We start from the raw sequence: 13,345 nt of genomic DNA, 5'->3' as shown, positions 1-13,345 counted from the left end.
CATGCAATTTTCAATTAAATGAGACTCTGTACATTAGGAGACGCAATTATGCGTCTCTACATTAAACCCCTCCTACTTCACCTCATAAACCACCGCCTCATACGGCATAAGTGTACCACTTTTTGACGGCTTTTGATAATTGCCGATTAAAACCGTTGCATTGCCCAAATCCATACCTGTTTGAGCCGGAGCTGTTTTACTTGTAAAATTCAGGAGTACCAGCAGCCTCCTGCCGTTCAACTCCCGGGTGTAAGCATAAGTACCGGGGTTTTGTGCATCGAGCAATGTATATTTTCCGTATACCAGTACCGGGTTATCCTTCCGCAGCTTTACTATCCGCCTGAAATAATTCAACGTGCTATTGGCATCTTTTTCCTGCGCAGCAGCGTTGATGCTTTTATAATTGGGATTTACCTTTATCCAGGGTATACCCGTTGTAAAACCGGCATTGGCCGTGCTGTTCCATTGAAATGGAGTGCGCCCGTTATCACGGCTTTCAAAGGCTATTCGTTTTAAATATGTAGGCAAATCGGCACCAATATTTTTTTGCCGCTGATATTCATTCAAGGTTTGCACGTCACGATAGTCATCAATTGTGCTGAAACCGGCATTGGTCATGCCCAGTTCGTCGCCATTATAATAGTATGGCGTACCGCGCATGGTCATCAAAAATGTAGTGAGCATCTTTGATGATACAGCCCTGAACTCAGGGCTATCATTACCGAACCTGCTTACCAGCCGGGCCTGGTCATGATTAGCCAGAAATATAGATAGCCAGCCCTTTGCTGCAAATGCACTGTCCCATTTGGTGAATACCTGCTTTAAATGAGTTAAACTATAGCCTTCCGGTTTGGCAATATCCACTGCTTCAAAAGCGTAAGCCATGTTCAATTCATTCCTGTCGGCATCAACTAAATTGTGCCCATCTTCAAATGTGTTACCGGCACCTTCGGCCACACTCATTACGTTATATTTACTGAGCACTTCTCTGTTCATTTCCTGCAGGTATCCGTGCAAATTGCCCTGTACGCCGTAATATTGGGTAAAGTTTTTTCAAACCCTTTCGGAAAGGCCGGGAATGTGGTATCCTTCGCGGCAAACTGGAAAGCATCCAGCCTGAAGCCGTCAATCCCCTTATCAGCCCAAAACTTCATTATGCCGTATACTTCATTCCTGAGTTTTGGATTTTCCCAGTTAAGGTCGGGCTGCTTGCGCGAAAAATAATGCAGGTAATAGGCATTGGTAAGCGAATCATAACGCCAGGCATCATGATTTACGTCAAATAAACTGTAGCGATAAGCGGGTTTGCCCTTTTCGGCGTTCCACCAGTGATAATATTCCCGGTACGGATTGTTGCGCGAGCTCCTGCTTTGCTTAAACCATTCGTGTTCATCGCTGCTATGATTTACTACCAGATCCATCACCAGTTTTATACCGCGGGAATGCATGCCTTTCAGCAAAGCATCAAAATCATCCATGGTTCCAAAATCCTTCATGATGTTGCGGTAATCGCTTACATCATAGCCATTATCGTCATTAGGCGAGCTGTAAATTGGGTTAAGCCAAACAACATCAACACCGAGGCTTTTGATATAATCAAGTTTGGAGATAATGCCTTTCAGGTCACCAATACCGTCTCCATCGTTGTCCTTAAAGCTTCGGGGATAAACCTGGTAAACTACGGCTTCCTTCCACCATTTGCGATCAATAGTGTCTGCTCTGCCTTGATTGATTTGCGCAGCCCCTGAAAAGGCGACAAACATAAAAACAATGAGGGCCACAAAACGAATGTAAGGTACGTTCATGATTATAATTGGTTAAGTTTTAGCAGGACGAAGCCGACTTTCTGTGGTTTATAACAAGAGAATATTAAGGTAGCAATATTTAAGCGAAACAAAAAATAATGCAACTAAATCCGTCGCCTTAGCACCCGTACAAATTTGAAGTTCAAACATTATGCACATTTCGGGGTTTAGAAATGAGCTAACACCTATCACAATTAAACAGTCAGTAAATTGAATTTTTAATATTTATATCCGTTAGCGTGCATCACAAACCACCACATAAAATCTCTGCCCTGCTTTTAAAAACAGTTTTATTCATACTATTTACAGGCATATCGGTACATGCTTTCGGCCAGGTACCTGTACCTGCCGATTCGGTAAAAGCCGATTCATTGCGCATTAAAGAAAAAGTAGTACAAGCGGCCAAACCGACTGATACTTTATATAAACAATATGACTTTGGCGACCTGGTGCGTAACATACTTCATCCCGGCCGACCGGCTGCAGCCGCCAATAAAAAGTCATCGGGAATTACCATCATACCCAACGTGGCATCTAATCCAACCATCGGGTCGCAAATTGGCATCAAGGCTGTAGCAGGTAAAAAATTAGGAAACGATCCTAATACCCTGTTATCGGTTGCTGCCACATCGGCATCTATTACCACCAAGGGGATCATCTATTTTTATATCAACCATAACATATATGCACCGGGTAATAAATGGAATTTTCAGGGCAGTTTGGTTGCAGCCAAAACGGTATCGCCCGATTATGGTTTGGGAATTGGCCAGGCATCAAGCGGCAGCGAAGCCGACCAGGTGCTGGCCAACCCCGGGCGTAAAGGCAGGGCGCTGCATTCGCAATTTTATAATATCCGCGAGAAGGTATACAAAGAAATTGATAAGGGGTTATTTTTAGGTGCGGGCGCTTCCTTTGATATCAGGCGAAAAATTGAGGATACCAAATCAACAACTGATCTTACCCCATACAATATCTATAGCGACCGTCATGGATTTGCCCGCGACCATTATGCTGCTAACGGCTTGCTTTTTAACCTGCAATACACCACCCGCGACAATCAAAACCGGGCCTACAGAGGGATTTACGTCGATGCCGGCTTCCGCATTAATCAAAGCTGGATGGGGAGCTCCAAAAATGCGGTACAGTTCACTACCGATTTCAGAAAGTATTTCAGCCTGTCAGAAACTAACCCCGAACATGTTGTTGCTTTCTGGAACTGGGGCTCATACCTTATCAGCGGTAACATCCCCTATCTCGAGCTGCCAGGCACCGGCAAAGATCCGGGCTTCCGGAGCGGCAGGGGTTATGTAGTACAATATTTTAAGGGTACGCAATACAACTACTCGGAAGTAGAATACCGTTTCCCAATACTGCGGAATAAATTTGTAAGCGGCGTGGCATTCGCCAACCTGCAAACAACCAATGATGAATCGGGCACCAAAATATTCCAGGTATGGCAACCGGGTTATGGCGGCGGTTTGCGGGTACTATTTAATAAAGCAACCCGTACCAATCTTTGTCTTGACTATGCCTTTGGTCGGTATGGTTCAAAGGGGTTCTTTTTGGGCTTGAATGAAGCATTTTAAAACGGCCTCTATGTTAATCACGAAGGCCGTTTCGTTAAATCGACTACGATAGTTCTGTATAGCTTACCTAGTATAAACAGCGAACTTAGTATTTTTAGCATTGAGCGGTGTCATCCATTTAATATCTTTTCTTTTGATCGTGCCGTTTAATTGATCTGCAATTACCAATTGTTTTTTATTTATCGATATCGAGTCCTTATCGGAAGATATCGCGATCCATCCTGTTTCATCCACCATATAAAACTTATTATCAACCTTAACCAACACATCCTGATTGCCAGCTTTTGCTGCAGATAGTTTATTATCAAATGTTCGGGCGATTTTTATCTGATCAAAATGTTCCAGCGTACTGTGATAATCCAGATCGCCAATCGCCTTGTTTACCATTTTTGAAAAAGAGTTTGATCCTGATCCTTTATCTAACCCAAAATACATCAGCGCTTTTGTATCTCCCGGCAAATTGCCCCAATGCTCACTTTGCATAATGTTATTATAGCCTTTTTTAATAATCTTTAACTTAAACCTCATTTCCCCATCGGCCATAAAACCAAGTGAGATCTTAAAATAGCCCCTTACATCCGTTTTGCCAAGCAGTTTTTCATCGGCCCCGTAAATACCAGCTGCTTCAATTGGTAATAAGGTTTTTGAATCAACAATGAGACCAGCGATGTCTATATTTCTTGTCATTTTGTTATGTTTGCTGGCCAATAGCACGGCCGGGGTGAAAAACAGAAGTATCGCAACAAAAGACAACTTTGTTATTAAAATTTTATTCATGACAGTATTTAAGTTTAGGTGAAGATAGGAGTTTAACTAAAGAAAAAGAAATACGACATAAAATATCTGTGCTGTTAATTATTATTCTTAATTTTATATTACAAGCACCTGTGAAACAACCATGTAAATAAAAATACATGACATTCCTAACCCTATCAATAACCGGGAAGCATGGCCAAAAAGAAAACAGCCGATAAAGACAGCATATGGAAAAGCCTGCAATTGAAACTGGGCGTTATCACTGTTATTTTAGGTTTACTAACTACCGGGTATAATTTGATTAAGAGAGACCCGCCACCGCCGGTTAACCTTGATCTGAAGGCCAGCCTGGAAATTTCCTATATCAGCATGGTCAATGATATTTATGCCCTGGCGGGGGTGATAGTGCTGTGCGGAAAAAGGATGCCTTTTATCTTGATTACCCCATACTCACCAATGAAATTTCGGATAAAAACCTGCAGAAAACCGATCAGCTTTTTAACGACACCACAGCTAACAATTATGACCTGTTTATCACCTGCCTGATGATCCAGAACAAAGGCAAAGGCGATGCATCAGACATTGAGCTTGACATGAGCAAGCTCAATATTAACCAGCCGCTTACCGTAACTGAAGACCCTCAAAGCAAAAATGATTATGACAGCCAGATCAGGGCCAAAGGCAACGCTATGAAACAAATTATAAAACTACCTTCAAGGCTTTCAACCGGGCAAGGAATTTTAATCCCCTTATTCGTGACCTATGATAAACCAAACCCTGTTAATAAAAACAGACAATGGAAAATTGAATCGAAAACAATTTTTCTGCCGGATAATATCCGCTATACAGAACCGGCAGATACCGCCCGGAAATCATTAACAATACGAAAAATGCTGAGCCCGGTGAGGCTGGCCGAAGGTGTACAGGGGCGCGGATAGTTCGACAATGATCAGATATTCATAAGAATGGAAAATAACGAAAACCCAATACCGGTCAAACAACCTAAAAACAGCCTCGCCCTTATCCTGATAGTGGCTGGCTGTATTTTGATCATTGGCAACCTGTATTTTTATATTGCCCGGCAAAAACGCTATACTATAAAAAGGCAACAATTGGACAGCCTTGCCAAACAGCTGGACACCGCTAACGCGAAATTTGAAATTGGTTATGGCGAAATGAGCATAGCCTCATACAACAAGATGAAAATAGCTGCCGGCCAAAAAGATCATAGCCCTTTGGTTTACCCGGTAATGAAGAACGAAATAGATGATCTCATTACTGCAGGAAGCTATCACCCCGACTATGGAATTTCTTCTACCTACCTGGAGCAGTTTACAACTTTATACAGGCAAAAAAAGCTGAAGCCAATGGGTACGGCAGTAGCCTGCTTAATTATTAAACAAGTTGGAAAAGGCAAAGCAGAATCTGTAAAGCTCGACATCAACCGTTTAAAGCTTGATGAAGTAAGTGAAATGTTTGACCCTACCGATATTAATAAATTTACAGATCCGGAACGTGCAGCTAAATCTTTCCATTCTAATTCACTGCAAATAGATCTTGGCCCGATGGATACCGGAGAGGCCTTACTCATGCCCCTTTACATCAGCAACGGTTTTTTAAGACTAACAGAAGGCGGCGATCCGCCGGGATGGTCGGTTACCGCCGGGCCAATACTTCTCCCGGTTAGTTTAAATTATATCAAAAAAGATAAGCGTATTCAAAAGATCCCGCTGCAAGAAGTACTTAACCGGCCTATAGAGATCCTGGATTAGGAATCAGTTAAGGTACGATATGAACTATCTGCCGGTTAAACAAATTTTATAAATAAACAGGCCGCTCTAATCACAAGAAAAGCGGCCTGTTATTTTGTTACTACTGAAACTGGTTATTGACCGCTTGTAGCGCTCCAGCCATCACCCCAGCCACTGCCGGCTGCTGCTTTGGTACCTTTTAAAAGTTTATCATATTTTACTGTCTGTTCTTTAGTTAAAACAGCTTTGATCTTTGAGATGGTAGCTTCCCGTAATGGCTTAATATCAACCATCATTTTCGTATTATCACCTTTATCAGCGGCTTTGATCTTTTCAAACTTATCGGATGATTCCTGGTATATCACCGCAATTTTTTCGGTTTGTTTATCAGTGAGCTTTAATTGCTTTTGCAGGTCTTTTGATTTTTCAACAGGTTTGGCACCGGGCTTGGTTTGCGCGTTGCCTGCTACAGCCAATCCAATGAACATGCAGCATAGTAATAAGAGTTTTCTCATGGTTAAGATTTATTTTAATTGTTGTTGATATAAATGTAACTATTTTGGTATAAAACCAGAGCTAATATTTTCTATTACAGAAACATAATTTAATTTGTTTTGGCTGCCATTTGCATCGGCATACAACCCGGCATGTTTTTACTGCGGAAAATCAATTTTGTTAATTGGAGGGTTTTGTATTGTGCATTACCCTCGGTAATGTTTAAAAACTGGTTAGGGGCAACATTTTTAAAGTGCTGCACAGCGCCGCTTCCTGCCCACTTGATCTCAATTTCATCAATTATCCTGGCCTGGCCAACGCCTATCTCCTGCTGCAATGGCGATGACCCAAAGCTCCCGCCCGAGTTAACATCTTTATAAACAGAACGTTTAACCCCATTTTCGGTAAAAGTGAGTTTAATATGGCTCCCAATGGCTGCATTATTGGCTTTTATGCCGTTCAATTTCAGGCTAATCCAGTTATTATTACTTACACCGGGGTTCATGTATAGTGAACTGGTATATGAGTCACCAATATAAGCCCCGCCCATTTGAGCAAAAATATCCTGGTGGCCGTTGTTCCGCAAATCGGCAAATGCAACACCATGGCCTTTTTGCAAATTACCCATACGTGATGACGAAGTAATATCGGCAAATCTTTTCCCGCCGATGTTCCTGAAAAATTTGTTAGGCACCAGCGATTTGAAATCGGGGTTCCCTGTACCAAAATACATATCAGGATAGCCATCATTATCAATATCGCCAAAGTTAGCGCCCATGCTGTAAACTACCTTATCCAAGCCTGCTTCTTTGGTTACGTTAGTAAAAGTGCCGTTATGATTGTTTTTGTATAGATAGATGTTGCCGGCTTCCGGCATGGCTTTGCCCAGGGCAGCAGCGGCACTGTAATACCCCAAAGTACGATCAAAGTGATAGTTGGCAACCATTAAATCGGGCCAGCCATCATTATTATAATCATAAAACCAGGTAGTAAAAGTCCGTTGCTTGATCTGGTCAAGGCCCGATTGCACGGTCACATCTTCAAAATCAACCCCGGCTTCGGTTTTGCCTTTATTTCTAAGCAGGTATTTGCGCCCGTCCATGGTTGAGATAAATATGTCGGCAAAGCCGTCGTTATCATAATCGGCAGACGTTACCCCTTTTACAAAAGCTTTGATGCCGCAATGGGCAGCCGTGGTTACGTTGCTGAATGTGCCATTACGGTTATTCATGTATAACTGGCAGGTTGATTCATCGGCGTAGTACATCGACTCCGAATTTTCGTTACCCACAAACACGTCCAGCCAGCCATCGTTATTAAAATCGGCCCAGGTTGCGGTTTGAGTAGGGTGAAGCATAAATAAACCACTTATGGCGGTTACATCAGTAAAAGTCCCATCGCCATTGTTGCGCAATAAGGAACTTGGTTGGTTGCCGAAGCCCTTGGTGAGCCATGCACCACGTAAAACAAAAACATCCAGTTTACCATCATTGTTATAATCTGTTTGCTGGATATTCAGCCCCCGGTAATCCCTTTTAAACCGGCGGCTTCGGTTCGGTCACTAAACGTGCCGTCCTGGTTATTTTGAAAGTAATGCATCGGATCGCTCAGGTCCCAGCCCGATGTCATGATATCAAGATAACCATCGTTATTAAAATCATCAACAATGACCCCGCCTGCCCGGCCGTTGATGTTAAGGCCAAGGCTACCGGCCACATCAACAAAGGATTTAACCTGTGATGCAGTATCCGGGTCGGCATTAAGGCCCGGGATCAGGGCATTCTTAGGCACTTTTTGAGGATACTCGCCAAGCGTCATATAGGCTATATTAATCAACCAGCGCGACTCATAATCATCCGGGCGAAGCTTTAACAATGCTTTATACACTTCAATTGCTTTTCTTGAACCTGTTTGGATCTTGTGCACCCCATCATCTTTAATTGGGAAGATACATGATGAGCCGGTATGGTTAAGCATACAATTGCTCCGTTCACCCAAACGCATATAAGCTATGGCCTGTTCGGACAGCATCTCATCGGTCGACATAAAGTCGATATTATCCATCAAGTACTTATAAACGTTTACAGATTGCTGCTCCTGCCCGGCCTTTAACAACAGCGAGGCCTTTGAAAATAAAATTTCCTGGCTTTTGGCAAGCCGTTTAATGTTAAGCAGCGAATCGCAATAAGCCAGCTTCATTTCGGGGTTAAACGGGTTTGAAATGGTGTTATTCTTTTTATTTATCTGCTTCAGCACCTGGGCCATCTCCTCATTAGATGAGTTTTGGCATGATGCTATTATGGTGAAGCCGCACAGCAGCACAAGCGCGGCGGTAACTTTTTCTTTATCATAGGATGTTTATATACCCTCGCGGATAAAATGCCATGGCTTTTACCCGCGATAGATGTGGTATTAAATTGTCAATAGAAATTTCGGACAACACGACCATGGGCATTAAAACAAATGCAGGTCGGTAAATAGACTAAATGGAGAAAATCAGCAGGTTGCTTTGGGTGGTTGTTCGGGAATATCCTGATGAAAACTTACTAACGATTGCACAGGTTGTACAACGTTTTCAGGCAATGGTGTTACAGGGCAGTAAAATTCAAATTGCACAAATGAAAGGCTTACATTATCCTTTAAAACCATTTTGCCAAAGGGCACATGCTCTTTTGGAGAAACAGGAGTACCCTTTATTCCTTTTGCATCAAGCACATTGCTATCGGCAAAGCGGGTAGTTTTATAATTAGGAATGCACATCAGGTGAAGGGCATTCCTCGTCAATCGCATTTTTACGTAATTGTAGGTGGCGTTTCCAAATGTAATATGCCCCGATATATTTTCAAAAGTTCGCCAATCATGAATAGCAGGTAAGTTAACCGGGATAGTGACTTCGGTAAGGTCATTTACATTATACAAGCCTTTCCCAACCTGTTCATTAAAAAACCGGTCCGATTTATAAACCAGGTATTGGTGCAAAGCCAGCTGCCCGCCAATGTTAAGCAGGTAAATATTGAGCAATATTAAGGCAACAATCTTTTTCAAATGGTTTATAGTAACCTAAAGATGAGGTTTATAAACGATATTTTCAAGCTTTATCTATATTATTATGCAATTAATATTATTTAACGGGATTTAAAATATATAATACCAGGCGCATAATTGACTCACCTTGTCGGCGCTCGGCCGGACCACCCTCTCTATAACTTCGCAGCATAGCGAGTAGGGAAAATAAAAAAACAGACAGAGGCTGTATCATAAATCATGATCAGCTTTTCTTTAATTTATTCAGATACTTAAGCGATATATAGTTTTGGGTTGGATTGCCCTGTTAACAAAAAGAGGGGTTAACAGGGTTAACACAATTCAGGATTAACATTCATACATATAACTAACAATCAGAGAATTGAATGTTTTTTTCGAAAAAACGTCAACCCCTTTTTGTATAAATATTATCGGCTAATTTTAATTCATAAGTAACACCACACCAGGGGCGATCAATTTGATTTATGATACAACCCCTACCAGCACAGCGATGTTCGGATGGGTCGATGCGTTTAATGTATACAATCAGTATTATGCCTTTTTCAGCAGGAAACGTTTCTTTAACCAATCTCTGACAGGCTCATCATACAATTTTAGGCAACCGTAGGCAATAGCTATACTGACTATAAAAATCCCCAGCCCGCCAAGCAGGCCCTGTGCCATGGGTACCTTATTATTTGTTACCCAGGCTACGTGAAAATATATTAAAGGATAATGCGTAATGTAAAGCGGGTACGAAATATCCCCCATAAATTTGCAAATCCTGATCGAGTTTTTACTTTTTAAACTCCCGCCGGCGCCGATAGCAACAATTAACGGAAAAACGATAATAATACAAAAGGACTCATACAAACCATTCATCCATAAATGTTCAGCCCCTCCTATTCTTGGCACGCATAAAACAGCAATGATCAAAATACTACAAACCGTAAACGCGCCTTTAACATGAATGAGTTTACCCATGCGACACAACAACATGCCAGCAAAAAACGGATACAGCAACCGCGTGAACCCAATATAGAGCTGTGTTTTATCAACCGACCAGCCGCCGATGACATCGCCCTGCGGCCCCATCACGGTATAATGAATCAGAAGGCAGGCCGATGCAAAAACCAATATGGCCAGCAAGGTTTTGGAGAACTTGCGGATCACCAGCGCGTACAGGATATTAGCGATATATTCAAAAAACAGTGACCAGGCCGGCCCATTTAAGGGGTGCATTTCCTGCCAGCCGCGGATATCCATAGACGGCAGTATGGGTATCAGCGTACAACCAACCAACATTACCAATAGCATTTTCCAAACCGGCGTATCATGAATAAGCGGAAAGGCTGTGCCGCTTTGCGAATAGAAGAACAGCGCACCAATAATTGATCCGACAATAACCATTGGTTGCAGGCGAATAAGGCGGCGTTTGTAAAAATCCCATTGGGTCATTTTGCCCCAGCGGTCGTCATAGGCGTAGGCAACTACGAAACCCGAGAGCACAAAAAAGAAATCGACTGCCAGGTATCCGTGATTTATGATTTGCTTAAAGCGGTTACCATCAGCATAGGTTTCAAAAACATGAAAAGCCACTACAAAAAGGGATGCCACACCGCGCAATCCGTCAAGAATTTGATAATGGCCTTTTGATTCAAGGTACGTAGGGTTTTTACTCATCAGCAGGAAAAATAAAATTGGTTGTTTTGGGGTTGATAGCACGCACTGCAAACAGGGGCATAGCACCATGGGTATAAAGATGCTTTAATTTGTTGGCAAGTCAAAACCGCTGCTGCTGAATAGCTTAAATTTGCGACAAATACATAAAAATAAATTGCTTGTACTCCCGTTATAAGTCAGGAAATATTATATCCCTTAATATAAACCAACCTTTATCATGAAAAATATGCTAAAATATCCGCTAAGCGTCATCCTCTTATTTATCTTAAGCGCAATTGATCCCGCTTGCGCGCAAAAAAAGATTTCCAAAAGTGCCGACTCCGCAGCCCGCGTAAAAGCTTTGGAAATAAAAAAGTTTCAGGAGGCTGTAGAAGCAACTCCGGATAGCCTTAAAGCACATGATGCATACATCGGGAAAGCGGGTATATATAATCCTGCGCTTATTATCCAATACGACAAGTGGATGAAACAATATCCGCAAAAAGCAAATATTCCCCTTGCCATAGGCGAGGCTTTCTATAACCGAGAAATGCCGCAAGCAAAAAAGTACTTACTGAAAGTTACAGAAATAGCTCCTAACATAGCCAAGGTATGGTATATGCTCGCTTTTGATGCTGATAGATGGGGGCACGACACCCAGGCGTCAGAATATATGAAAAAGGCAAGTATCGCCGATACTACCGATGCCAGTTATGCCTATTATTATGCCGAAACACTTAAAAAACACGACCCAAATCTATACAAACAGAAAGTACTTGATATTGTGAAGCGCTTTCCTGGTAATGAGCGTGGCGCCCAGGGTTTGTACTGGCTTGCTGAAAGGGCGGTTGACACTGCGGATAAGATCGGGTACTTTGAGCAGCTGCATTCACTATATCCACCGAAAAAATCCGAATGGTCAAATGCAGGCATGCAAAGTTTATGGGGTGTCTATATAATCACCGATCCGGAAAAAGCCCTTTCATTAGCTACCGAAATTGGAAACTATCAAAACTGGAAACCTTTAAGACTTTTTACGGAAAATGTTATTGCCGAGCGAAAGTTGGCTGCAAACCAGGATTATAGAGGTGCGGCAACGTTGCTTGCACAGGTAAAACCGCCAAGGTATCCTGATATCAGTGATTTTTATTCGCAGGAACAGGCTTCTTTGCAGGAAAAAACAGGAGATGTTAAAGGAGCCTACGATACGTTGGTTAAAAAACTTGCAAAAATGCCAATTGAAAGCACTATGGCTATAACAAAAAGATATGGGGAAAAATTGGGCAAAACCAACGATGAAGTACAACAGGATATCCAAAATATCCGGGCCGGGGCCGCTGTTAACGCATATCCATTTGAACTTGGTCTTTATAGCGGTAAAGGAAAGCTTGGTTTAAAAGACCTTAAGGGGAAGGTGGTTTTGCTGACCTTTTGGTTCCCTGGCTGCGGGCCATGCCGACGAGAATTTCCGCATTTTCAAAAAGCTATAGACAAATTTAAAGGCAAAAACGTAGAATACATAGGGATCAATGTATTGCCCGAGCAGGATGCCTATGTATTGCCATTTATGGCAAATACTAAATTCTCATTTATCCCTTTACGCGGCACGCAGGATTTTGCTTCAAAAGCTTACGGCGTTACCGGCGAACCCGAAAATTTTTTGATTGACCAAAACGGAAAAATCATGTTCCGCAACTTCAGCATTGACGAAAATAACGTCCATTCGTTAGAAATGATGATCTCATCTTTATTGGAAAAAAGGCCATAAGGCTTAAGGTAAGAATGTTGGCATGCCCGCAGCTACAATCGCGGCTTAGCGGCCAGCACTATTGGCGTGGTTTCCACAAGCTCAAGCGATTTAACCATATCTTTTGTGGTGCTTTTGTATTTTTTAAAATGAGCCGTTTGCAAATGGGCCTGGTATGCGGCGGCATCGGCATAAATTTCAAAAACTGTTATGTGGGTAGGGTTATTCTTTTCGGCTACTGCGTATAGGGTTAAAACTCCCGGCTCAACGCGTACGGCGGTTTCGGCATGCTCTTTCAATGCAGCCATATAATTCTGCAATTGAGCAGAATCAATTACAAGTTTGGCTATGCGTACCACATTGTTTTTATCCTGGGCGGCGGCACTATGTGGCGAAAATATCGATAACATAAAAACTATTAAAACTGATAACAACCCGCTGCCAAAAGCCGGTATCCATGCTGTGCGGGTATGTTTTCCTGTTGGTTCTGAAATTTCATTTATAGCTTCCATTTTTTAC

14 protein-coding genes are annotated in these 13,345 nt (G+C 42.3%); 5 read left to right on the top strand and 9 right to left on the bottom strand.

Annotated features, from left to right (window positions below):
• Positions 1 to 72: 72 nt before the first annotated feature.
• Complete coding sequence (locus ACRQ5D_RS09635) at positions 73 to 996, bottom strand: alpha-amylase family glycosyl hydrolase (RefSeq protein ID WP_432328746.1); 924 nt, start codon at positions 994 to 996, stop codon at positions 73 to 75.
• On the bottom strand, positions 993 to 1,805 hold the full coding sequence (locus ACRQ5D_RS09630) for an alpha-amylase family glycosyl hydrolase (protein ID WP_431199469.1): 813 nt from the start codon (positions 1,803 to 1,805) through the stop codon (positions 993 to 995). The genes ACRQ5D_RS09635 and ACRQ5D_RS09630 overlap by 4 nt, the downstream gene beginning before the upstream one ends.
• Positions 1,806 to 2,044: 239 nt before the next feature.
• Between ACRQ5D_RS09630 and ACRQ5D_RS09625 the strand changes: the two genes are divergently transcribed.
• Positions 2,045 to 3,391, top strand: a complete 1,347-nt coding sequence (locus tag ACRQ5D_RS09625) for a BamA/TamA family outer membrane protein (protein WP_256337523.1) — start codon at positions 2,045 to 2,047, stop codon at positions 3,389 to 3,391.
• 63 nt (positions 3,392 to 3,454) lie between these two features.
• Here the strand turns inward: ACRQ5D_RS09625 and ACRQ5D_RS09620 are convergent, their stop codons facing one another.
• The gene (locus ACRQ5D_RS09620) at positions 3,455 to 4,078 is read right to left on the bottom strand and encodes a hypothetical protein (protein ID WP_143020854.1); all 624 of its coding nucleotides are present in this window, start codon (positions 4,076 to 4,078) and stop codon (positions 3,455 to 3,457) included.
• 261 nt (positions 4,079 to 4,339) lie between these two features.
• Here ACRQ5D_RS09620 and ACRQ5D_RS09615 point away from each other — a divergent pair, with 261 nt between their 5' ends.
• From ACRQ5D_RS09615 to ACRQ5D_RS09605, 3 genes are read left to right on the top strand one after another with little or no spacing between them, the layout of a single operon-like run.
• The gene (locus ACRQ5D_RS09615) at positions 4,340 to 4,693 is read left to right on the top strand and encodes a hypothetical protein (RefSeq protein ID WP_432328743.1); all 354 of its coding nucleotides are present in this window, start codon (positions 4,340 to 4,342) and stop codon (positions 4,691 to 4,693) included.
• The gene (locus ACRQ5D_RS09610; RefSeq protein WP_432328741.1) at positions 4,693 to 5,085 is read left to right on the top strand and encodes a hypothetical protein; all 393 of its coding nucleotides are present in this window, start codon (positions 4,693 to 4,695) and stop codon (positions 5,083 to 5,085) included. The genes ACRQ5D_RS09615 and ACRQ5D_RS09610 overlap by 1 nt, the downstream gene beginning before the upstream one ends.
• Positions 5,086 to 5,112: 27 nt before the next feature.
• Positions 5,113 to 5,919: a hypothetical protein gene (locus ACRQ5D_RS09605; RefSeq protein WP_091173508.1), complete on the top strand. Its 807-nt coding sequence runs from the start codon at positions 5,113 to 5,115 to the stop codon at positions 5,917 to 5,919.
• A gap of 113 nt (positions 5,920 to 6,032) precedes the next feature.
• Here ACRQ5D_RS09605 and ACRQ5D_RS09600 read toward each other — a convergent pair whose 3' ends face one another.
• The 5 genes from ACRQ5D_RS09600 to ACRQ5D_RS09580 all read right to left on the bottom strand — a co-directional run bounded on the left by ACRQ5D_RS09600 (position 6,033) and on the right by ACRQ5D_RS09580 (position 11,100).
• A complete protein-coding gene (locus ACRQ5D_RS09600) occupies positions 6,033 to 6,413 on the bottom strand; it encodes a hypothetical protein (RefSeq protein ID WP_129570436.1) in 381 nt (126 codons plus the stop codon).
• Between the two features lie 89 nt (positions 6,414 to 6,502).
• Positions 6,503 to 7,873 carry a CRTAC1 family protein gene (locus ACRQ5D_RS09595; protein ID WP_432329739.1) on the bottom strand — a complete coding sequence of 457 codons (1,371 nt, stop codon included), beginning with the start codon at positions 7,871 to 7,873 and terminating at the stop codon, positions 6,503 to 6,505.
• A gap of 35 nt (positions 7,874 to 7,908) precedes the next feature.
• Positions 7,909 to 8,715, bottom strand: a complete 807-nt coding sequence (locus ACRQ5D_RS09590; protein WP_432328739.1) for a hypothetical protein — start codon at positions 8,713 to 8,715, stop codon at positions 7,909 to 7,911.
• 174 nt (positions 8,716 to 8,889) lie between these two features.
• The gene (locus ACRQ5D_RS09585) at positions 8,890 to 9,438 is read right to left on the bottom strand and encodes a hypothetical protein (protein WP_091173497.1); all 549 of its coding nucleotides are present in this window, start codon (positions 9,436 to 9,438) and stop codon (positions 8,890 to 8,892) included.
• A 531-nt stretch (positions 9,439 to 9,969) separates the two neighbouring features.
• Positions 9,970 to 11,100: an acyltransferase family protein gene (locus tag ACRQ5D_RS09580; protein ID WP_091173494.1), complete on the bottom strand. Its 1,131-nt coding sequence runs from the start codon at positions 11,098 to 11,100 to the stop codon at positions 9,970 to 9,972.
• Between the two features lie 217 nt (positions 11,101 to 11,317).
• Here ACRQ5D_RS09580 and ACRQ5D_RS09575 point away from each other — a divergent pair, with 217 nt between their 5' ends.
• Positions 11,318 to 12,847, top strand: a complete 1,530-nt coding sequence (locus ACRQ5D_RS09575) for a TlpA disulfide reductase family protein (RefSeq protein ID WP_091173491.1) — start codon at positions 11,318 to 11,320, stop codon at positions 12,845 to 12,847.
• A 32-nt stretch (positions 12,848 to 12,879) separates the two neighbouring features.
• Here the strand turns inward: ACRQ5D_RS09575 and ACRQ5D_RS09570 are convergent, their stop codons facing one another.
• Positions 12,880 to 13,338 carry a putative quinol monooxygenase gene (locus tag ACRQ5D_RS09570; RefSeq protein WP_176844549.1) on the bottom strand — a complete coding sequence of 153 codons (459 nt, stop codon included), beginning with the start codon at positions 13,336 to 13,338 and terminating at the stop codon, positions 12,880 to 12,882.
• Positions 13,339 to 13,345 lie beyond the last annotated feature (7 nt).

Origin of the sequence: Mucilaginibacter sp. P25 (assembly GCF_050859465.1) — a bacterium.
Lineage (GTDB): Bacteria > Bacteroidota > Bacteroidia > Sphingobacteriales > Sphingobacteriaceae > Mucilaginibacter > Mucilaginibacter gossypii.
This window is presented reverse-complemented; position numbering and strand designations above follow the sequence as displayed.